The sequence below is a fragment of the Microbispora sp. GKU 823 genome, assembly GCF_002027145.1.
GTDB classification, from domain to species: domain Bacteria; phylum Actinomycetota; class Actinomycetes; order Streptosporangiales; family Streptosporangiaceae; genus Microbispora; species Microbispora siamensis.
Map to the genome: position 1 here is coordinate 1 of NZ_MWJN01000087.1, position 21428 is coordinate 21428.

General features: G+C 71.4%; 20 protein-coding genes. 8 read left to right on the forward strand and 12 right to left on the reverse strand.

Annotated features, from left to right (window positions below; genetic code table 11):
- Positions 1-168: 168 nt before the first annotated feature.
- Positions 169-888 carry a response regulator transcription factor gene (locus tag B1L11_RS33200; protein ID WP_079319308.1) on the forward strand — a complete coding sequence of 240 codons (720 nt, stop codon included), beginning with the start codon at positions 169-171 and terminating at the stop codon, positions 886-888.
- Between the two features lie 198 nt (positions 889-1086).
- A complete protein-coding gene (locus B1L11_RS33205) occupies positions 1087-3603 on the forward strand; it encodes a glycosyl hydrolase family 18 protein (RefSeq protein WP_256863101.1) in 2517 nt (838 codons plus the stop codon).
- A gap of 288 nt (positions 3604-3891) precedes the next feature.
- Here B1L11_RS33205 and B1L11_RS33210 read toward each other — a convergent pair whose 3' ends face one another.
- Positions 3892-4515 carry a TetR/AcrR family transcriptional regulator gene (locus tag B1L11_RS33210; protein ID WP_079319310.1) on the reverse strand — a complete coding sequence of 208 codons (624 nt, stop codon included), beginning with the start codon at positions 4513-4515 and terminating at the stop codon, positions 3892-3894.
- A gap of 167 nt (positions 4516-4682) precedes the next feature.
- Between B1L11_RS33210 and B1L11_RS33215 the strand changes: the two genes are divergently transcribed.
- Positions 4683-5627, forward strand: coding sequence for an RNA-guided endonuclease TnpB family protein (locus tag B1L11_RS33215; RefSeq protein ID WP_079319311.1), 945 nt, complete (start codon positions 4683-4685; stop codon positions 5625-5627).
- 13 nt (positions 5628-5640) lie between these two features.
- On the opposite strand, the gene B1L11_RS33220 is transcribed toward B1L11_RS33215, so the two are convergent.
- Both B1L11_RS33220 and B1L11_RS33225 read right to left on the reverse strand, forming a co-directional pair.
- Complete coding sequence (locus B1L11_RS33220; protein WP_079319312.1) at positions 5641-7158, reverse strand: MFS transporter; 1518 nt, start codon at positions 7156-7158, stop codon at positions 5641-5643.
- Between the two features lie 421 nt (positions 7159-7579).
- Entirely contained in the window at positions 7580-8878 is a 1299-nt protein-coding gene (locus tag B1L11_RS33225) for an MFS transporter (protein WP_079319313.1), read from the reverse strand.
- A gap of 201 nt (positions 8879-9079) precedes the next feature.
- On the opposite strand from B1L11_RS33225, the gene panB reads away from it, so the two are divergent.
- Entirely contained in the window at positions 9080-9925 is an 846-nt protein-coding gene (panB, locus tag B1L11_RS33230; RefSeq protein ID WP_079319314.1) for a 3-methyl-2-oxobutanoate hydroxymethyltransferase, read from the forward strand.
- Between the two features lie 67 nt (positions 9926-9992).
- On the opposite strand, the gene B1L11_RS33235 is transcribed toward panB, so the two are convergent.
- Positions 9993-11171 carry a PLP-dependent aspartate aminotransferase family protein gene (locus B1L11_RS33235; protein ID WP_079319315.1) on the reverse strand — a complete coding sequence of 393 codons (1179 nt, stop codon included), beginning with the start codon at positions 11169-11171 and terminating at the stop codon, positions 9993-9995.
- Between the two features lie 113 nt (positions 11172-11284).
- Between B1L11_RS33235 and B1L11_RS33240 the strand changes: the two genes are divergently transcribed.
- Positions 11285-11965 carry an alpha/beta hydrolase gene (locus tag B1L11_RS33240; RefSeq protein WP_079319316.1) on the forward strand — a complete coding sequence of 227 codons (681 nt, stop codon included), beginning with the start codon at positions 11285-11287 and terminating at the stop codon, positions 11963-11965.
- Positions 11966-11987: 22 nt separating this feature from the next.
- Here the strand turns inward: B1L11_RS33240 and B1L11_RS33245 are convergent, their stop codons facing one another.
- From B1L11_RS33245 to B1L11_RS33265, 5 genes are all read right to left on the reverse strand, one after another.
- Entirely contained in the window at positions 11988-13283 is a 1296-nt protein-coding gene (locus B1L11_RS33245; protein ID WP_218671474.1) for an esterase-like activity of phytase family protein, read from the reverse strand.
- A gap of 86 nt (positions 13284-13369) precedes the next feature.
- Positions 13370-14041: an NADPH-dependent F420 reductase gene (gene npdG, locus B1L11_RS33250; protein WP_079319317.1), complete on the reverse strand. Its 672-nt coding sequence runs from the start codon at positions 14039-14041 to the stop codon at positions 13370-13372.
- A gap of 74 nt (positions 14042-14115) precedes the next feature.
- Complete coding sequence (locus tag B1L11_RS33255; RefSeq protein WP_079319318.1) at positions 14116-14883, reverse strand: ABC transporter permease; 768 nt, start codon at positions 14881-14883, stop codon at positions 14116-14118.
- A complete protein-coding gene (locus B1L11_RS33260) occupies positions 14880-15635 on the reverse strand; it encodes an ABC transporter permease (protein ID WP_079319319.1) in 756 nt (251 codons plus the stop codon). The genes B1L11_RS33255 and B1L11_RS33260 overlap by 4 nt, the downstream gene beginning before the upstream one ends.
- Positions 15632-16336, reverse strand: coding sequence for an ABC transporter ATP-binding protein (locus B1L11_RS33265; protein WP_079319334.1), 705 nt, complete (start codon positions 16334-16336; stop codon positions 15632-15634). The genes B1L11_RS33260 and B1L11_RS33265 overlap by 4 nt, the downstream gene beginning before the upstream one ends.
- 201 nt (positions 16337-16537) lie before the next feature.
- On the opposite strand from B1L11_RS33265, the gene B1L11_RS33270 reads away from it, so the two are divergent.
- Positions 16538-17323 carry a sensor histidine kinase gene (locus B1L11_RS33270; protein WP_256863103.1) on the forward strand — a complete coding sequence of 262 codons (786 nt, stop codon included), beginning with the start codon at positions 16538-16540 and terminating at the stop codon, positions 17321-17323.
- On the forward strand, positions 17320-17988 hold the full coding sequence (locus B1L11_RS33275; RefSeq protein ID WP_079319321.1) for a response regulator transcription factor: 669 nt from the start codon (positions 17320-17322) through the stop codon (positions 17986-17988). The genes B1L11_RS33270 and B1L11_RS33275 overlap by 4 nt, the downstream gene beginning before the upstream one ends.
- 82 nt (positions 17989-18070) lie before the next feature.
- Here the strand turns inward: B1L11_RS33275 and B1L11_RS33280 are convergent, their stop codons facing one another.
- Entirely contained in the window at positions 18071-19219 is a 1149-nt protein-coding gene (locus B1L11_RS33280; protein ID WP_143737731.1) for a lipase family protein, read from the reverse strand.
- Between the two features lie 131 nt (positions 19220-19350).
- Between B1L11_RS33280 and B1L11_RS33285 the strand changes: the two genes are divergently transcribed.
- Entirely contained in the window at positions 19351-19929 is a 579-nt protein-coding gene (locus B1L11_RS33285) for a hypothetical protein (RefSeq protein ID WP_179155441.1), read from the forward strand.
- Positions 19930-19959: 30 nt separating this feature from the next.
- On the opposite strand, the gene B1L11_RS55425 is transcribed toward B1L11_RS33285, so the two are convergent.
- Together B1L11_RS55425 and B1L11_RS33295 are read right to left on the reverse strand one after the other, a co-directional pair.
- Positions 19960-20097 (reverse strand): BBE domain-containing protein, encoded by a 138-nt coding sequence (locus B1L11_RS55425; RefSeq protein WP_372974755.1) that lies wholly within the window; start codon positions 20095-20097, stop codon positions 19960-19962.
- Entirely contained in the window at positions 20034-21341 is a 1308-nt protein-coding gene (locus B1L11_RS33295) for an FAD-binding oxidoreductase (protein WP_079319323.1), read from the reverse strand. Before B1L11_RS33295 ends, B1L11_RS55425 begins: the two co-directional genes overlap by 64 nt.
- Positions 21342-21428 lie beyond the last annotated feature (87 nt).

Below are 21428 nucleotides of genomic sequence, written 5' to 3' on the forward strand. Positions count from 1 at the left end.
CCGTCGGTGCGACCTGCGCACCGGCTCCGCGCCCGGCGGCGGATTCGTCGTGGAGGCGCGGCTCCCCCGCCTCCCGGGTGCCGCTGATTCCCGGGCTTCCGGCGCCCCTGACGGCCCTCCCCGCCCCTGGGGTCCTGCCGCACCCGCCGACCCCGTGGGAGGGCACCTGTGACCGGCGCCGCGCCGATCCGCGTCGTCGTCGCCGACGACCATCTGGTCGTCCGCACCGGCTTCGCCGAACTGCTGGGCAGCCAGCCTGACTTCGCCGTCGTCGCGACCGCGGCCGACGGAGCGCAGGCCGTCCGGGTCTGCCGGGAACTGCGCCCCGACGTCGTCGTCATGGACATCCGCATGCCGGTCATGGACGGCATCGAGGCCACCCGGCGGCTCGCCGGCTCAGGAACGCGGGTCCTCATCCTGACGACCTTCGACCTGGACGAGTACGTCTACGACGCGCTGCGCGCCGGGGCCGGCGGCTTCCTGCTCAAGGACGTCACCGCCGAGCGCCTCTTCGACGCGGTCCGCGTCGTGGCGGCGGGCGATGCGCTGCTGGCTCCCGCGATCACCCGCCGCCTCATCGGCGAGTTCGCCCGGCTGCGGCCGATGCCCGACCCCGCCGTCCCGGCCGCGCTCACGCCACGTGAGACGCAGGTGCTGCGGCTGATGGCCGAGGGGCTGTCCAACTCCGAGATAGCCGCCCGGTTGACCGTCACCGAGGAGACGGTCAAGACCCACGTGAGCCGGGTGCTGGGCAAGCTCGGGCTGCGCGACCGGACCCAGGCCGTCGTCATGGCGTACGAGACCGGGCTGGTCGTGCCCCGCTCCACGGGTTCTCCAGGACGACAGGGCCCCGGGCCGCAGGGACCGAGCTTGGCTGACCCCGCCTGACTGGTCCCGCTGACCTGGCCCCGCCTGACTTGGCCGCGCCTGCGCCGGCCGTCCCGTCCTCAGCGGGATCGATGGAAATTGGGCCTTGCCCGTGTCGCGCCGCGGAACTACGCTCCGGCTAATTCTTAGGAAACTTTCCTAACGATTAATGGAGGCCGGATGCGCCGAACAGCCGTTTTCCTTGTGACACTCCTGCTGATGTCCGCTCTCGCCGTACCAGCCCGGGCCGCCACCGGCCTCACCGCCGTCTTCACGCTCACCGGCACCCAGGGCAAGTTCGTCGTCACCAACTCCGGCTCCACGGCCGTCACCGGCTGGTCGATCCAGTTCGACCTGCCGGCCGGCGTCACGGCGGGCAACCCGCAGAACGCGACCATCAGCCAGAGCGGGACGAAGGTCAGGCTCACCCCCGCCTACTACATCAACACGATCCGGGCGGGCGGCACGACCGAGCCGTACAGCCCCTCCTTCACGCTCAGCGCGGCCGCCCAGCCGGCCAACTGCACGATCAACGGCGCCAACTGCGACGGGACCGGCGACCCGCCTCCCCCGCCCGCGCCGCTGACCGCGACCTTCACCGGCAGCGGGACGCAGGGGAAGTTCGTGGTGAACAACAACTCCGACACGGCGTTGAACGGCTGGTCGATCGTGTTCGAGCTACCGGCGGGAGTGACCGCGAGCAATGCCCAGAACGGCACGCTGAACCAGAGCGGGCGGCAGGTCACCCTCACCCCGGCCTTCTACAACACCACCATCGCGGCGCACGGGTCGACGGAGCCGTACAGCCCCTCCTTCACGCTCAGCGCGGCGGCAGAGCCGGCGAGCTGCCGGGTCAACGACGTCAGGTGCGACGGCTCGGCAGACACCCCGCCGGGTGCGCCGTCGAACCTGCGCGCCACCGCCAAGACCACCAAGACGGCGATGCTGGCCTGGGACGCCGCGACCCCCGGCAGCCTGCCCGTCACCACCTATGAGGTGTACAACGGCACGGCGCTCGCGGCCACGGTGACCGGGACGAGCGCCACGATCACCGGGCTGACGCCGAAGACCACGTACACGTTCACGGTCAAGGCGAAGGACCGCAAGGGCAACCCGTCACCGGCGAGCGGCGCCCTCACGGTCACGACCAACGACCCCGCCGACGACACCCAGCCGCCCACGGTTCCGGCCGGTCTGCGCAGCACCGCCAAGGACGCCACCAGCGTCTCGCTCGCCTGGACGGCCTCCACCGACAACAAGGGCGTGGCGGCCTACGACGTGTACACCGGGAACGACCTGGCGACCACGGTGACCAGCACCACGGCCAAGGTCACGGGGCTGTCGCCGTCCACCGAGTACACCTTCACGGTGCGGGCACGCGACCTGTACGACAACGTGTCGGCCGCGAGCGATCCGGTGAAGGTGAGCACGGCCGACATCGTCGGGAACGGCTACGCCCGGGTCGGCTACTTCGTCCAGTGGGGCATCTACGGCAGGCAGTATTTCGTGCGCAACCTCGAAACGACCGGCGCGGCGGCGAAGCTGACCCACCTCAACTACGCCTTCGCCAACATCGACCCGGTCAACCTGACCTGCCTCAACGGCGTGACCAAGGGAACCACGTCCAACCCGCAGGACCCGAGCCAGGGCGACGGCGCGGGTGACGCGGACGCCGACTACGGGCGGCCGATGAGCGCCGCGCAGTCGGTCGACGGCGTCGGCGACACCGGCTGGGAGAATCTGCGCGGCAACTACAACCAGCTGCGCAAGCTCAAGGCGAAGCACCCGGACCTCAAGGTGCTCATCTCGATCGGCGGCTGGACGTACTCGAAGTACTTCTCCGACGTCGCGGCCACCGACGCGTCGCGCAAGAAGTTCGTCAGCTCCTGCATCGACATGTACATCAAGGGCAACCTGCCCGTCTACAACAGCGCGGGCGGCCCGGGCAGCGCCGCCGGGATCTTCGACGGCATAGACCTCGACTGGGAGTGGCCCGGCGCCGAAGGCCACGCCGGCAACCACGTCAGCCCGAACGACAAGGCGAACAACACCGCGCTGATCGCCGAGTTCCGGCGGCAGCTCGACGCGCTGGGAGCCACGACGGGCAAGTACTACCTGCTCAGTGCGTTCACCCCGGCCGACCCGGCGAAGATCGCCTCCGGCTGGGACCTGCCCCAGGTCGCCAAGTATCTCGACGTGTTCAACATCCAGGGCTACGACTTCCACGGCTCGGGCAGCGACAACTCGTGGGAGCCGAACCGGACCGGGCACCAGGGCAACCTCTACACCGATGTCGACGACCCCTACTCGTTCCACTTCAGCGTGGAGAACGCGGTGAACGCCTACCTGCAGGCGGGGGTGAACCCGCGCAAGCTCACGATCGGCCTGGCGTTCTACGGACGCGGCTGGCAGGGCGTGACCGACGGCGGGAAGGGCGGCGAGTGGCAGCAGGCCAACGGCGCGGCGCCCGGCCAGTTTCAGGAGGAGGCCGGCACCCGGGGCTACTCCAACCTGGTGGCGAGCGTGCCGAACTGCACGGTCAGCCATGACGAGCAGGCGGTCGCGACCTCCTGCTACACGGGCAACGGCGGCCAGTGGTGGAGCTTCGACGACGCCTGGTCGATCGGGCGCAAGGCGGCCTGGCTGCGGAGCAAGGGCCTGCTCGGGGCGATGATCTGGGAGATGTCCGGCGACACCGGCACCCTGATGGGCGCGCTCGACGCGGGCCTGAAATGAGAACGCCGTGACCGGTGCCGGGCAGGCGTCCGGCACCGGTCACGGGGTCGATGGGGACGGGGTCATCGGGTGCGGCCTCGTCGGCAGACGGCCGCCCGCCCTCTCCTCCGTTCCCGCCAGTGGTACCCGGCTCCCACCAGAACGCCCAGCACGGTACGCCGCTCCGAGCGCAGCCCGACCGCAGGGCTCCCGTGAGGAGCCCGCGGTCACGGCGGCGTCGGAGGCGAAGGGCCGTATCACGGCCTGGGCGTGGAGAGCCGGGTCACAGCTCGGGGGTGGAGGGACGGGTCACGGCTCGGAGGGGCGGGGGCGGAAGCCCTTGAGCGCCTCGTCGACGATCCGCTCGGGAAGGCCGGCATGGGAGTCGCCGGGGTGGGACCACTTCGTGAGCCAGATCATCGCCCCGCTGAGGAGCGCGAGCGCCATGTCGATGTCGAGGTCCGCGCGCAGTTCCCCGGTCTCCATGCCACGCCGCAGGACCGCCGCGACCACCGCCCTGCGCGGCTCCACGGCCAGCTCGCGGAACCGCTCCGCCAGGCGGGGATGCCGCTCGGAGTCGCTCATGGCGATGTTCATGATGCAACGCGTGCGGTGGTGGAGGGCCTCCTCCTGGATCACCCGGAGGTAGGTCACCAGGTCGTCCCGCACGGTTCCGCCCTGTGGCAGCGGGATCGGCGGCTTGAGCGTCGCCAGGGCGTCCACCACCAGGTCCTCCTTGTTGGACCACCTGCGGTAGATCGTGGTCTTCCCGACACCGGCGCGGCTGGCGATCGACTCGATGGACAGCTCCGACACCCCGATGCCCTCACCGAGCAGTTCGAGAGTGGCCTCGATGATCGACCGTTCCGCCTTCTCGCTGCGCGGGCGGCCCGCCGGGCGGGCTACCCCCTCAGCCGTCTGCTGCGTCTTCATGACGAGTTCACCGCAACCTCTGAAGGAAGCCCGGTCCTTCAGGGCCGGGAGGAAGCCGGACCGCGTCAGGGGTGGCCCGGCGAAGCCGGGACAGCCCAAAGCCCGAAGCGCTCACGACCTTGCTCCTTTCGCCGACCAAGCGAACCAAGTGACAGTAAAATCCGAACATGCGTACGGCGTACAAGGTGCGGATCTACCCCACCCCCGAACAGGCAGCGGTGCTGAACCGCACGTTCGGCTGCGTACGCCTGGTCTGGAACATAGTCCTCGCATGGCGGCAGGCCCGCTACCACGCCGAGGGTGCCACAACCTCCTACGCGCGGACCGACCGGTACCTGACCGAGCTGAAACGCGACGGCGGCCACGGCTTCCTGTACGAGGTCTCCAGTGTCCCCCTGCAGCAGGCGTTGCGCCACCAGCACACGGCGTTCGCGAACTTCTTCGCGGGACGCGCCCGTTCCCCACGCTACAAGTCCCGCCACGGCCGCCAGTCCGCCACCTACACCCGCTCGGCGTTCCGCTGGCGCGACGGCCGACTGTGGCTGGCGAAGATGAACGACCCGATCGCGTTCGCGTGGTTCTGGCCCGAGGTCGACCCCGCCACGATCAACCCGACCACGGTGACAGTCTCCCGCGACAGCGACGGCCGCTGGTACGCCTCCCTCGCTGTGGAGACCGCGACCGGACCCGAGCCGGTGCCCGCCACCGGCGGCCAGGTCGGCATCGACCTCGGCGTGACTCACTTCGCCGTCCTGTCCACCGGAGACAAAATCTCCAACCCGCGCCATCTGGAGCGCAAGGCCAGAAACCTGGCCCGCTACCAGCGCCGGATGGCCCGCAAACAGCGCGGCAGCAGCTGGTACCCCTCGTCCAAGACCTGCTCGGCGTGCGGACACCTGCTCGCCGCACTCTCCCTGTCCACCCGGCACTGGACGTGCCCGGGATGCGGCACCCGGCACGACCGGGACGTCAACGCCGCCAAGAACATCCTGGCCGCTGGTCGAGCGGTGTCTGCCTGTGGAGCTGACGTGAGTCCGCAAGGGCCCTCCCTTCGGCGGTCGGCGGTGAAGCAGGAAACCAAGCCCGTGAGGGATGGACTCCCCCGCCCTTAGGCGGGGAAGGAAGTCAAACTACCGCCGCTTCCTTTTCGGTCTCAGCCTTGATGACCGCGGCGTCGACCGAAGCAGCCTTGCCCGGCATCCAGCGGGCCACCACGAGAGTGCCGACGAGGGCGACGAAGGCCGAGCCGAGGGCCGCCCAGTGGATGCCGGTGACGAACGCGGCATTCGCGGCGTCGAGCAGGCTCGCGCCCCGCGGGCCCAGGTGCCCGGCGACGCCGGCCGCGCCCGAGATGGACTCGGTCACGACGTGGCGGAGCTGCTCCGGCAGAGCGGCGACCTTGCCTTCCATGTCGCTGCGGTAGCTGGCGGACAGGATCGCGCCCAGGATGGCGATGCCCAGCGTGCCGCCGACCTGCCGGACGACGTTGCTCATCGAGGAGCCCACACCGGCCTTCTCACGCGGCAGCGCGTTCATGATGGCCGTGGTCGCCGGGGGCATGATGTTGGCCATCGCCGCTCCCTGGACGAAGCCGAGGGCCAGCAGCATCCAGATCGGGGTGTCCACCTGCACGAAGGCGTAGGACGTCAGGGCCAGCGTGATGACGAGCATGGCCACCGTGCCGACGGCCCGGGCGCCGTACTTCTGCACCATGCGCGCGCTCTGCGGCGCGAAGATCAGCTGAGCGGCCGCGAACGGCAGCACGAGCGCCCCCGACTGCAGCGGCGAGTAGTTCCGGACAATCTGCCAGTAGAAGGCCAGGAAGAACATCACGCCCATGGCCGCGAAGAACACGAGGCCGACGGTGGCGATCGCGGTGGAGAAGCCGGCGTTGCGGAAGTTGCGCACGTCGAACGCGGGGTGGTCGATCCGGCTCTCGTACCAGACGAACGCGGCGAGGATCGCGAGACCCAGCAGCGACGGCACGATCACCGAGACGTCGGCGACGGTGCCGAGGTCGCTGATCCGGACGATGCCGTAGACGAGGCTGATCAGGCCGAGGATGGACAGCAGCACGCCGACCGGGTCGAGACCGGCCTTGTTCGGGTCCTTCGAGTCGGGCACGATCGTGGCGATCAGCACGAGGCCGACAAGCACGATGGGCACGTTGACGAGGAAGACCGAGCCCCACCAGAAGTGCTCGAGCAGCAGGCCCCCCGTGATCGGGCCGATCGCCACGGCGATGCCGACGCCGCCGGCCCAGATGCCGATCGCCTTGCCCCGCTCGTGGATGGGGAAGACGTTCGAGATGATCGCCAGCGTGGCCGGCATGATGGCGGCGCCGCCCAGGCCCATCAGGGCCCTCGCCGCGATGAGCTGCATCGGGTCCTGCGCGTACGCGCTGGCCAGGGAGGCCAGGCCGAACAGGACCATGCCGACCATGAGCATCCGCTTACGCCCGTAGCGGTCGCCCAGCACCCCGAAGGTGAACAGCAGGCCGGCGAACACCAGCGTGTAGGAGTTCATCGCCCATTCGAGCTCGCTCTGGGTCGCGCCCAGCCCGTGGACGGGATCGGCGATCGTCTTGATCGCCACGTTGAGGATGGTGTTGTCGAGGACGACGGCCAGCAGGCTGAACACCATCACGCCGAGGACCTGCCATCGGCGTGGGTGACCTGTATGAGCTTCTGGACGAGCTTCCACGGATTCCCCCATGATTTCGATACGGTTGTGTTTCGCAACGCAAGCGTAGCGCTACTTCATTCCGATACGCAACGGGACCGTTTCATAATCCCGGCGGTACCGCCGTATCCGCTGGTCAGCTGGACAAAATCGATCGGCCGAGGCGCCGGCCCGCGCACCGCCCGCCTCCGATGCACGTGCGCCCCGGGGTGCCGGGGGCCAGCGCCGGGACGCCACGGCGTCTCGCGCGGCCACCCGGAGCAGGCGGCGGACGCCCTCCGCGCGGCGGCCCCGAGGGACAGCCGCCACCCCCTGTACATCCGCGCGGGGGCCGGTTCTATTCCCGGTCCGGGCGGAACCGATTCCTCGGCCCGGCCCGGTCCTATTCCGCGGCGGGGGCGGGAAGGGGTGTCGCGACGTCCGGCCCGGCCGCCACGTCCGATCCGGCCGCTGCGCCGGAACCGCTCACGCCCTCCGATTCACTCGCCGTGCCCGATCCGGCCGGGGCGAAGGCGGCGGCCGGAGCCTCGCGCCATACCAGGGCGGCGAGCAGGGCGAGCGCGACGCCGACCGCTCCGGACACGGCGAAGGCCCAGGCGGGGCCGTGGGCGTCCAGGAGCCCGCCGGCGAGGGGCCCGGCCAGGGCTCCTCCGATCGTCAGCGACGTGCCGTGCAGGCCCATCGCCTCACCCCGCGCCGCCGCGGGGACGCGCCGGTTGACCGCGTCCACGGTGGACGACAGCGCCGGCGCGCACAGCAGCCCGGCCGGCACCAGCGCCAGGCACAGCCAGCCCCAGCCCCCGCCGACCAGGCCCACGGGCGCGGTCAGCAGCGCCAGGCCGCCCGCGAGCAGCCCGGGCGACAGCCCCCGGGACAGCCCGCCGTACACGAATCCGCCGACGAGCGAGTACGCGCACCACAGCGCGAGGACCAGCCCGGTCCAGGCGGTCGCGCCGTCGGCCTTGAGCATCGCCACGACGCTCAACTCGGTCGTGGTGAGCACGAAGGTCAACCCGGACACCAGGCAGAGCAGGGCGAGCAGGCCGGGCCGCAGCCACTGCCGCCTGGGGACGGCCCCCTCGTGCCCCGCGGCCTCCTCGGCCGACCGCGTGGGCGGGTTGAGCAGGTACAGCGCCACCCCCGAGCCGGCCAGACCGGCGGCCACGCCGTACATCGTCGCGGTGCTGCCGAACGCCGTCACGCTGGCGACGGCGAGGGCGGGGCCGACCATGTACGACAACTCCACCCCCATCGAGTCGAGGGCGAAGCCGGTCTGGTGGTTCTCCACCGGCACCATCGCGGCCACGCACTGCCGGATGGCCCCGAACACCGGCTGGCTGAACAGCCCGCCGATCAGCGCGCCCGGCAGCAGCACGGCGTACGGCATCGCCGGCGCGGCGCACCACAGGCACAGTTGCACGATGGTCGTCACGGCCATCACCGGGCGCAGCCCGCGCCGGTCGACGAACCGGCCGACGAGCGGCGAGCCGATCGCGGCGCCCGCCATGGAGGCGGTGCCGACGAGGCCCGCCTGGAAGAAGCCCAGCTTCTGGTCGTTCACCACGTGCAGGGTCAGCGTCATGCCGGTGCCGGTGAGGGGAATTCTCGCGATCATGCCGACCAGCAGCAACGCCCGCACACCCGGCAGGGCGAGCACCCGCCGGTAACGATCAAAAGCCATTGTGGTTCCTTACCTCCGCACGGCATTGTGCCGGGTGCCTCCGACATTCCTGCGGCCGGGTCGCCTCATTCGTCCCTTTGGTCCCACTCGTCGCAGGCCAGGATTACGGCGCCCGTATGGGGGTGTTCCAGCCCATGACGGCATGCGATGATCTGACTGTCCGGGGACGCCACAGGGGCGCCACGAGGCCTGGAGGTAGCCATGTCCTCTGTTTCCGTTGTGTCCAAGCCCGCCCTCTACGGCGGGGCCGCGGGACGCAGGGTCACCGTCCGCGACATCGCGGCAGCCAAGGAGCGCCACGAGAAGTGGCCGATGGTGACGGCGTACGACGCGATGACCGCGAGGGTGTTCGACGAGGCGGGCATCCCGGTGATGCTCGTGGGCGACTCGGCCGCCATGGTCGTCTACGGCTACGACTCGACGCTGCCCGTCACGGTCGACGACCTCATCCCGCTCACCGCCGCGGTCGTACGCGGCTCGTCGCGGGCGATGGTCGTGGCCGACCTGCCGTTCGGCTCCTACCAGGCCTCACCCCAGCAGGCCCTGGAGACCGCGGCCCGCTTCGTGAAGGAGGCCGGCGCGCACGCCGTCAAGCTGGAGGGCGGCCACCGGGTCCTCCCGCAGGTGGAGATGCTCGTGTCGGCCGGGATTCCGGTCATGGCCCACCTCGGCCTGACCCCCCAGTCGGTCAACGCCTTCGGCGGTTACCGGGTGCAGGGCCGCGGCCAGGCGGGCGACGAGATCATGGCCGACGCCAAGGCGCTCGAGCACGCGGGCGCCTTCGCCGTCGTGCTCGAATGCGTTCCCGCCGACCTCGCCCAGCGGGTCACCACCTCGCTGAGCATCCCCACGATCGGCATCGGCGCGGGGCCGCACACCGACGCGCAGGTCCTCGTCTGGCAGGACCTGATGGGCCTGACCCCGCAGCCCGCGAAGTTCGTGAAGAAGTACTTCGACCTGGCCGGTGAGATGGACCGGGCGATCCGCGCGTACGCCGACGAGGTCGTCTCCGGCGTCTTCCCCAGGCCCGAGCACAGCTACCGCTGACGCCCCGGCGGGCGGCCGCCGCAACGCGCGGCGGCGCCCGTGACCGGCGTCTCCTCGTGGAGGCGCCTCAGATCGCGTCGAGCGCCTGGGCGAAGTCGGCCCACAGGTCCTCGGCGTGCTCGATGCCCACGGCCACCCGGACCGTCCCCTCGCCGATGCCCGCCGCGGCCAGGCCCTCCGCGCTCACCGAGCGGTGCGACGTGGTGGCCGGGTGGAGGATCAGGGTCTCCACGCCGCCGAGCGAGGGCGCGAGCAGCGCGAGCCGCACGTTGCGCATGAACGCCTCGCCGGCGGGACGCCCTGCGGCGAGGTCGAAGGAGAACACGCCGCCGAAGTCGGGCAGGAGCTTCGTGGCGAGTTCGTGCGACGGGTGGGAGGGCAGGCCCGGCCAGTGCACCGCGGCCACGGCCGGATGCCCGGCGAGCCGCGTCGCGAGCACGCGGGCGTTGGCGCAGTGGCGCTCCATCCGCAGCGGCAGCGTCTGCATCCCCCGCAGGGTCAGCCACGCGGCGAACGGGTCGGCCGTCGCGCCGAGCTCCACCGCGTACGACCACACCGTGCGATACACCTCCTCGGAGGCGAACACGGCGATCCCGCCGACGACGTCGGTGTGCCCGGACAGGTACTTGGTCACGGAGTGCACCACGATGTCCGCACCGTGCTCGATGGGCCGGCACAGGACCGGCGAGGCGAAGGTGTTGTCGACCACGGTGAGGATCCCGGCCTCGCGCGCCGCCGCGCACATCCCCGGCAGGTCGGCCACCTGCGTCATCGGGTTGGCGATGGTCTCCAGATACAGCAGCTTGGTCGTGGGCCGCACGGCGGCGCGTACCGCCGCGGGGTCGTCCTCCGGCACGTGGGTGACCTCGACGCCGAAACGCTCCGCGAGGTCGGCCAGCGTCTGCGCGGTGGCGCCGTACAGCGCCGACTGGGCGATCACGTGGTCGCCCGACTTCAGCAGGCCGAGCAGCACCGCGTTGATCGCGCCCATGCCCGAGCCGGTGGCCACTGCGGCCACGCCGCCCTCCAGGCCGGCGACCGCCTCCTCCAGCGCGCGCACGGTGGGGTTGGAGAGCCGGCCGTAGACGTAGGCCCCGTCTGGCCGCCCCATGCCGTCGGCGAAGACGGCCGGGTCGTCGAAGACGAACCCCGAGGTCTGGTAGATCGGCATGGAGATCGGCGTGCTCGCCTCCGGCACGGGGCGGGGCAGGTGGACGACGCGCGTTTCCGGATGCAGGGAGCTCATGCCGTCCAGAATTACCCAGAAACTGCACTCTTGTCAGGTTGGGCGGCCGACGATCGGTTACGCGGCGAGCGGAGAAGGCGTCCGGCGCCGCCGCCCATGGTGAGGATGAGGGGATGGACGTCAGCTTCCTCCTCGTGCACAGCCCCTCCGTCGGCCCCTCGACCTGGACCCCCGTCGCCGAGATCCTGCGGGCGCGCGGGCACACCGCCGTGGTGCCGCGGCTGACCGACGTGACGGCCGGTCCGCCGCCCTACTGGCCGAGGGTGGTGGACGAGGTGGCGGCGAGCGCGCCGCGCGGCCCGCTGGCCGTCGTGGCGCACAGCAACGCCGGGCTGTTCGTGCCGCTGATCGCGCAGGCCCTCGCCGGGCAGGTCGCCGCGTGCCTGTTCGTCGACGCCGCCCTGCCGCCGCGCAGGGGCGCGTGCCGGGCGGCGGAGCCGGAGCACCTCGCCTTCCTGCGCTCCCTCGCCGACGACGCGGGCGTCCTGCCCCGCTGGACCGACTGGTGGCCCGAGGACGACGTCGCCGCCCTCCTCCCCGACCCGGTGCTCCGCCAGGTGGTCGTGGCCGAGCAGGCGCGGCTGCCCCTCGCGTACTACCAGGAGGAGATCCCGGTGCCGGCCCGCTGGGACCACCTCAGGAGCGGCTACCTGTGGTTCGCGGACGCGTACGCCGCCCTCGCCGACGAGGCCGGGGAGCGCGGGTGGCCGGTCGCCCGCATCCCCGGCGAGCACCTGCACCAGCTCGTCGCGCCGGAGGCGGTGGCCGACTGGCTGCTCGCCACCGCCACATAGCCGCACCGGTGGACGGGCACGCTCAGCGGGCGCCGAGTGCGCGAGGGAGCCGGACGACGACGAGGCGGTTCGGCACACCGCTGTCCACCAGCCTGCCGTCGGGGCCGAAGTCGCCCAGGCCGAAGTCGTTGTCGTTGGCCAGCGCGATCGTGTGCGGGTCGAGCACCGCCAGCCCCTCGATCTTGCCGGGCAGCGACGGCACCAGCGCGTTCGGCTCCAGCACGAGCGACTTGGCGGGCAACCTGAGGCCGGACCCTCCGGTCGGCTCCTCCAGCGACGGGCTGGTCTTCGGGTCGTCGTACGGCCCGCCGAGCAGGTTCGTCGCCTTCGTCAGGTCGATCGAGTACACCCGCGCGACGTTGTCCGTGCGCTCGTCCACGAGCAGCCGGTCCCGCCCGGCGTACGCCAGGCCGGAGATCTTCATCTCGCTCTGGTCGCCGTTCACCGTCGGGTCGAAGGTCGTGACGTCCTCGAACTGGTACGGATACTCCCCGGTCACCTTCCGGCCGCGCAGGTCGAAGGTGAGGATGCGCCCGACCCGCGACTTCTTCGCGGCCTTCTTGTCGGGGTTGGCCAGCGGGCTCTGCACGGCCAGGTACAGCGTGCGCTGGTCGGACGAGATCGCGAGCCCCTCGAACCCGCGGTTCTGCTGGCGGCTCGCCAGGATCGCGGGCAGCGTCTCCTTCACCGGATAGTCCGCGCCGGTCAGCCCGAGCCCCGCGGGGACGTGCCGCTCCAGCACCCGGCCGTCCGGCGACACCCGCACCAGCGACGGGCCGTACTCGTCGACCAGCCAGAAGTCGCCGTCGCGGGTGCGCACGAGGTCCTCGACGTCCAGCCCGCTCGGGTTGTACGGCAGCGCCGTGCGGCCGTCCCAGGTGTAGGGCGTCTCGTCGTGCCCCGCCTGGTTCGACAGGCCGGTCACCGGCCTGCCGGAGGCGCCGACGATCGGGACGTACTGCTTGATCTTCGCCGTGCCGTGCGTGACGGCGACCCGGACGATCGCCGGGGCGAACTCGGGCACCGGGAAGGTCCGGCGCTTCTCCCCGTCCACGGTCGGCTGGCCGTTCGGGCCGCGGTCGGTGACGAGCCAGAACTCCCCGGCCCGGCCGGCCGGGAACAGGCCGCTGCCGACGCCGCCGAGCCGTACGCCGCGGTCGTCGGCGATGGACGGCTGCACCTGCTTCAGCGCGGGGGCGGGGAGCGTGACGTCGGTGACGACGACGGGGCCCTTGGCCGGGGCGGCGACGGCCGTACCGGTGGTGGTGAGGGTGAGCGCGGCGGCGATCGCCAGACCGGCGGAGACGTGACGGAGCACTGGAGACCTTTCAGACGGCGACGACAGCGCCCGAAGGTAGTGAACGTCCACGTCTCCGACGTGACGATCAGATGAAGCGCGGATGGCTACACGTCGGTGACCCGGATGCCGGCGTGGGCCTTGTATCGGCGGTTGATCGAGATCAGGTTCGCCGTGAGGGCCTCGACCTGGTGGGCGTTGCGCAGCCGGCCCGCGTAGACGCCGCGCGCGCCGGGGATGCGGCCCGCGAGCGCGCGTACGACGTCGGTGGCCTCGCGGTCGTCGCCGAGCACGAGCACGTCGAGGTCGATCTCCGCCACCGAGGGGTCGAGCAGCAGCACCGCCGACACGTGATGGAAGGCCGCGACCACCCGGCTGCCGGTCAGCACCGCCGCCGCCTGCTGCGCCGCGCTGCCCTCCTCCACCGGCAGCGCGTACGCCCCCTGCTTGTCGAAGCCGAGCGGGTTGACGCAGTCCACCACGATCTTTCCGTCGAGCGGTTCGCGCAGGGACTCCAGCAGCGCCTTGTGCCCCTCCCAGGGCACCGCGACGATCACGACGTCCGCCTCGGCCGCCACGTCGGCGTTCGCGGCCCCGCGTACGCCGATCTCGCGCGCCGCCTCCTGGGCGCGCTCGGCGCTGCGCGAGCCGATCAGCACGGTGTGCCCGGCCAGCGAGAACCGGCGGGCCAGTCCCTTGCCCTGATCTCCGGTCCCACCCAGGATGCCGATGGTCAGCGCGGAGACGTCGGGCAGATCTACGGTGGTGTGCTCAACCATGGGTCAGATCATGCCAGCAGGTCATCGCCGCGCCCCCTCCGGGGCGTCCCCGCCACCGTGTCCGGTGATCGCGTTCACACATCCCACCGGCGGTATCCGAGCACGGCAACGGCGATCAGGACGACGGTCCAGGCCATGAGGAGCAGCCCACCGTGCACCGGTGTCACCGCGCCCGCGTCGTCGGGCGGCGGGAACCACATGGCGAATCCGGCACTGTCCGGGAGGTATTCCGCCGCGGGGACATGGTCGCGCAGGAGCGGTCCGGCGATGAAGAGATACCCCAGCAGGACGACGACCGCAGCGAGCGTCCGGCGCACGAGGGCGCCGACGGCCGCGCCGATCAGCGTCGTGAGCGCGAGATACGCGGTCGCACCGCCCAGCGCCCCCGCGACACGGCCCGAGGCCACGGGTGCGGCCGTGTCGCCGAGCACACCGGCCGCGAGCACCACCCCGGACAAGGCCGTGATCGCCGCCGCGGGAAGCACGACGACCGCCAACGCGACGTGCTTGGCGGTGAACTGGAGGGCGCGGCGGGGCATCGCGGTCAGCGTGGTGCGAATCTGCCCGCCGACGTACTCGGAGCAGGCGGCCAGGACGCCGAGGACGACGAAGCCGGCTTGCGCGTAGCCGATCGAAGCCAGGCCGATGTCGGGAGCGCTCCTGGTTCCGGCCGAACCCCGCAGACCGGCGATCGTGAAGGCGATCGCGAGGATCAGATTCACCACCAGAGTGCCTCCCAGCGTGAGCCAGGTCGCCGGAAGAGACACGAGCTTCGACAGCTCCGCCGCGAGCGCCTGGGCCGCTTCCCGGCCTCGGGTGCGAGTCGTCGCGGGGACCGTCATGCGTCCCTCCGCGTGAACGAGATCGCGGCGATCACGAGGAGCACCGTCACCCAGGCGGTCATCACCAGGCCTCCGGTGAGCGGGCTGATCTCGGCGGTGCTGTCGGCGAGCTTCCGGATGAACATGCGGACCCCGGCCATGTCGGGCAGATAATTCGCGAGCGGCGTGATCTTGGTCAGCAGGTAGGTGACGGAGACGACCGAGGTGTTCGCGATGAGCACCGCGAGCGGAACGGCCCCGTGGCGGGTGAGCACGGTGATTCCGGAGGCGAGGAGCGCGGAGTACACCCAGTAACAGGCCACGCCCGCCAGCCGCGGAACGTCGTCCGCTCCCAATGCCGGGGCGTGCTCTCCGAGCACCACCCGGACGACGCCCATGGTGGTCACTGTCGCGGTGATCGCGAGCATCGCGCTGCTGATCGCGATCGCGGACAACTTCGCAAGCAGGAATCGGAGGCGGGAGGAAACGACGGTCAGGCTGGTGGTGATCTGGCGCCCGCCTCCGGAGTCCGCGCTCTCGGTGACGTACTCGCTGCTGACGGCGACGACGCCGAGGATGATCGCTCCGACCACGCCGAAAGCCAGCTCCTGATAGCCGGAGTCGATCGCCGCGGCGCCTCGATCGATCGCCCTGAGGGTCGAGGATGCGGTGATCGCGGCGACCACGCCCGGCACGAGCACCCCGGCCGCCGTCGCGATCCACACCGCCGGCAACGAGGCGAGCTTCGAGGTCTCTGCCGCGAGCGCCCTCATGGCGCATCACCGGTGGTGAGGGCGAAGAACGCGTCCTCAAGGGTGCGGTATGAGCCGGTGACCTCGTCGAGGGTGCCGTCCGCCACGACTTTGCCCTCGTTGACGACCACGACGTCGTCCACTGTCTCCGCGAGCTCCCCCATCAGATGGCTGGACAGCAGCACGGTCCGGCCGGACGCGACCCGTTCTCGAAGAAAGGTCCTGATCCACCGGATGCCGTCCGGGTCCAATCCGTTCACCGGTTCGTCCAGGACCAGGATCTCCGGATCACCGAGCAGCGCCGTCGCCAGCCCGAGCCGACGTCCCATGCCCAGCGAGTAACCGCCGACCCGCTTGGACGCGGCGTTCGTCAAGCCCACGACCTCGAGCACCTCGTCGACACGTGCGCGCGGCAGTCCCGCGGAGCGGGCCACCCATCGCAGGTGCGCCCGGCCCGTCCGCGCCCGATGCGCGCCGGAGCCGTCCAGCATGGCCCCGACCATGGCGAGCGGGTCACGAAGTTTCGCGAACGGGACGGAACCGATGAGCGCCGTGCCGGAGGTCGCCCGATCCAAGCCCAGCAGAATGCGCAGTGTGGAGCTTTTGCCCGCGCCGTTCGGGCCGAGGAACCCGGTCACTCTTCCGGGGCGGGCCCGGAAGCTGATGCCGCTCAGAATCTCTCTGGAGCCCCGTCGCTTGACGAGGTTGTCGATGGTTATCACGTTCACATGTGAACGCGGAGCATCACCTCCGGTCATCGGACCGACGACCGGACTCGGTTGCGCGGCTCAGACCCAGACCTCTCGGACCCTGGTCCGATGCGCCGTTCAGGGGCGCGTCCTTAGATTTGGAGCATGAGGGTCGACCACGCACTTCCGAGACGCGGGCGGCGAGTCTGGCCACTGGCCATCGCCGTTCACGTCGTGCTGCTGCTCGCCCTTCTCTCGGTCAGCCGCGGAGGTCTCGCCGCGGTCGTCCTCCCCGTCGTCATCGCCGCGCTGGCGTTGGCGGTCACCGTGTGGGCGGCGTTCAGCGCGCGCCGGCAGCGGATCGCGTACGAAGCGCGGCTCACCGCGTGGGCCGGCGAACGCGCGACACAGGCCGAACGTCTCCGAATCGCGCGCGAACTGCACGACATCGTCTCCCACGGCCTCGGCCTGATCACTGTTCGGGCGAGCGCCGCACGCTATCCCGGCGCGGGAGACGACACCTCTGCGGCGCTGTCGGATATCGAGCGCATCGGGCGGCACACCACGACGGAGCTACGCCGCATGCTCAACGTGCTGCGAGACTCGACTGCTGCGGCCGCACCTCTGCGGCCCGCGGACTCCCTCCACGACCTGCCGGCCATCATCGAGGATGCCGAAAGGGCAGGCCCGACCGTCAGGCTCAGGCTCGGGGAGATCGACGACATCAGCTCCGGGGCACAGCTCGCGGTCTGCTCCATCGTGCGCGAAGCCCTCACGAACACGGCCCGGCACGCCGGACCGACCGGCGCGAACGTGTACGTCGGTCGCGACGGTGACTGGATCGTCACGAGCGTCTGGGACGAAGGCCCGGTGGACGGATGGACCCCACACCCGGGAGCCGGGCACGGAATCGAGGGGCTGAGGGAACGCGTCACCGCGATCGGCGGAACCTTCGAAGCCCAGCACGTCGAGAACGGCTTTCGTGTCACCGCCCGTATTCCTGAGGCTCGAATGTCATGAACGACCGCGGAACCCCGATTCGCGTCGTCATCGCCGACGACCAGCCCTTGCTGCGTCACAGCCTTGCCGCCGTCATCAACGCCAATCACGACATGACGGTGGTCGGCGAGGCGGGCACCGGCGACGAGGTCGTCAGGCTGAGCGCCGAACTGCGCCCTGACGTCGTGCTCATGGACATCCGGATGCCGGGTACCGATGGAATCGCGGCCACCCGCCGCGTCATGGCCGACGCAGGCATCGGATCCGTGAAGGTCATCGTGCTCACGATGTTCGAGCTCGACGAGTATGTCCGCGCCGCCCTCCACGCCGGCGCCAGCGGCTTCCTCCTCAAGGATTCCCACCCCGACACGCTCCTTGACGCGATCCGCCGGACTCATCAGGGCGAATCGCTGTTCGCCCCGCAAGTCCTCACCCGCATGATCGAGGCCTACATCGCCCAGCCACCACGCGCGAAGCCGGCGCGTCTGGACGCTCTCACCGAGCGGGAGACCGAGGTTCTCGCTCTGGTCGGTCGCGGGCTCTCCAACGACGAGATCGCCGCGAGACTCACGATCTCGATCAAGACCGTCAAGACACATATCGGCAACCTGCTGAGCAAACTCCAGGCACGAGATCGCGCGCACCTCGTCATCGCGGCCTACGAGGGCGACCTCGTAGGCCGCTGAAGTCGCGCGGGTGCTCCGCTTCATCGCCACCGCCGGCGGTCCCGCCTTCCTGGGAGGCGCCGGCGGTGGCTCTTGGGGACGCTCAGCAGTTGGGGATCGCGGGGAGACCGGCGACGCGGGTGGCGAGCCAGGCCACCGCCAGTGGGGCGCCCTCGACCGCGCCGAGCACGTGGCTGCCGGCCGGCAGACCGGTCCACAGGACGTTCACGCCCCGCGCGCAGTACTCCTTCCGCAGGGTCCTGCCCACCTCGTACGGGATGATCTCGTCACCCTTGGCGTGGTAGAGGAACAGCGGCACCCGCGGCGCGGACGCGCCGAGGCGGTTCTCGGCGAGACGGGCCCGCCAGTCCGGCAGGTTCAGCACGTCGGCGGTGGTGAACTCCGCCAGCCGCCGCCCGCCGAATTTGGTCCGCAGGTCGCTCACGCAGTCGTCGCGGGCGTCGCCGAACAGCGCCGCGCCCTCCGGGGTCAGGTAGCCGTCCAGGTGCAGCTCGGGGTAGGCGGCGTCCAGCCCGATGCCGGCCGCGGCGGCGAGCCCGAAGTCGCCGGTGCCGTCCAGGTGCTCGGCCACCGCCCGCAGGTCGGCCGGCACCCCGCCCGCCGCGACGCCCTTGAGCCGCAGCTCAGGCGCGTACGACGGCTGGAGCTGGGCGGCCCAGGCCGCCGACGACCCGCCCTGCGAGTACCCCATGACCACGACGGGAGCGCCGGCGGACAGGTTCGCCTCCGGCACCCGCGTCGCCGCCCTGATCGAGTCGAGCACGGCGTGCCCCTGCGACAGGCCCGCCATGTACGTGTGGTCGCCCGGCGTGCCGAGGCCCTCGTAGTCGGTCACCGCGACGGCCCAGCCCTTGAGCAGCATCAGGCTCATGATGGCGAGCTCGGCCTCGGTGCCGTTCGCCATGGCGGCCGACGGGGCGCACTGGTCGCCCATGCCGTGGGTGCCGACGGCGTACCCGGCGATGGGCCGCTTGCCGAGGGGATACGGGGAGTCGGGGACGAGCAGGGTGCCCGAGACGACGTTCGGCTCTCCCGTCGCCGAGGTGGACCGGTAGCGGAGGTGCCAGGCCTTCACCGGCACCTCCAGCAGCTTGCCGGGCGCGAGGTAGACCGTCGTACGGCCGGCTTCGACGACGTCCCCGGCGGAGGTCGCGTGCGCGGTGCCGCCCAGTGCGGGCAGCAGGAGAAGAGCCCCGATCATGGACAGGGTGGCACGAACGCGAAGGTTCATAAAGCCGCCTTCCGGCTGTCGGATCACGTTCCACAATCGGCGCCGCGGCCTGATCGTTACCCGGCGGTAACGGTGTGTCAAGGACCCAATTGGCGGGACTTCACGCGCTCGTGTCAGGCACCATGACGGTCATGGACGCCGCATCGGTGAACCTGTTGCGCGAGGTGCTCGCCTCCACCGGATGGCTCGAACGCACCCGGGAGCTCGGCCTGGCCCTGCGGGCCACCCGGTCGCCCGGGGGGCTCCTCGTCGTCGGCACCCCCGAGGAGGAGCCGTGGCACGTCACCGCCCATCTCGCCGACGAGGCCCGGCTGTCGGGCCTCGCCCAGCTCTCCCCCACGCTGGTCCGCTGGGCGCCGCCGCCAGGCGCGCCCGCCCACCTGCGGGTCGGGATGGACCGGCTGCGGAGCGCCGGCAGGGGCGAGACGCTCTTCGTGGTCGCCGAGCAACGAGCGCCCGTTCCCCTGCTTGAGCGCGTGGACGACGCCCGCCGCACCGGCGCCACGATCCTCGCCATCGACGGGGGCGACCCCGAACTGGAGGCCCTGGCCCACGACGCGATCGCCGTACCGGCCGAGGGGACCGCCTTGAGCTTCGACGCGGCGCAGCACCTGGTGAGCAGCGCGGCCGGGGAGGTGCGGCGGCTCGGCCTGCGGGAACGCCTCGCCCGCCTGGCCGAGCGGATCACCGGCCCCCACGTGAGCGACTGAGGCCGCTCCGCTCCGGTCCCCCGGCGCGCCTCAGGCGCCTGCGGGCGGGATGTTCTGGTTCGACGCGAAGACGTTGTCCGGGTCCATGCGCGCCTTCAGCCGGGTCAGACGGCTCCAGCTGCCCGGCAGATACGCCTCTCGGATGCGGCCGCCGCCCTCGTCGCCCAGATGGTTGACGTAGGTGCGTGGGCCCACGGCCGGGTGGAGTTCCACGTCTCGCTCACCCAGTGGCGGTGCCGCTCGGGGTCCTCGGCCGGGTCCTCCCAGGTGGCCGCGATCATCGTCATGTAGTCCGCCGACCGGTGACCGAAGGCCGTCGCCCCCGGGTCCCTGTCGGCGAGGGCGCCCCCGAGACGGCGGAGCAGCACCTGGTTCAGGGGCGACGACGGGTGGGTGCCGTGGTGGGCGAGCGCGGCGACGGCCTCGTCCGGCAGGCCCCGCAGGAAGTCGGAACGCACGTACTGCTGCCGCCCGGGGACGTTCGCGTCGTCGAGCATCCGCTGCAGGGCGACGTACCCGGTCACCCCGAAGGTGTCGACGAGCGGCCGTCCGAGGCCGCGCAGCGGCGCGGTCAGCTCCTGACCCGTGCCGTGCGGGCCGAAGTAGGCGGCCGCGACGCCGACGACGGGCCTGCCGACGGCCTCGGCGGGCACGAAGGGCGCCGCAGGGGCGGACACCAGCGCCGCGACCAGGGACAGCTCGCGCGGCGCCCGCTCGCCGGCCTCGTGGAAGGCCTGGAGGGCGTCGCGGGCGAGTTCTCCCGGATACAGCACCATGCCGGCCCACGCGGGAGCGACCGGGTGAAGGCGGAAGGTGAACCGGGTGACGATGCCGAAGTTGCCCCCGCCGCCGCGCAGCCCCCACATCAGCTCGGGGTCGGTGTCGTCGTCGGCCGTCACGACGTCCCCGTCCGCCGTGACGAGCTCGACGCCGAGCAGGTTGTCCGCGGCGAGGCCGTGCAGCCGGGACAGCCAGCCGATGCCGCCGCCGAGCGTGAGACCCGCCACTCCGGTGTCGGAGATCTCACCGCCGGGTGTCGCGAGTCCCTCCGTCTGCGCCGCCGCGTCGAACTCCCGCCACAGGACCCCCGGGTCCACGTCCGCGAGGCGAGCCGCCGCGCGCACCGCGATGCCCTTCATCGGGCTGAGGTCGATCATCAGCCCGCCCTCGACCACCGAGTAGCCCGGGATGCTGTGGCCGCCGCCGCGCACCGCGATAGGGAGGCCGTGCCGGCGGGCGAAGACCACGGCGGCGGCCACGTCCGCCGTCGAACGGCACCGGGCGATGAAGGCGGGCCTGCGGTCGATCGAGCCGTTCCAGATCCGCCGCACCGTGTCGTAGGCCGCGTGGCGCGGAGTGAGCAGCTCGCCTGTGAAGCCATCGAGGGCGGGAGCGGGAACGCCGATGGTCATGTCGGTTCTCCTGTCTGTCGTCGTGACCGCGCCAAGCCTGAGGCAGGGCGGCGCGCGGGCGGCATCCCTGATGTGAGGGATGGTCCG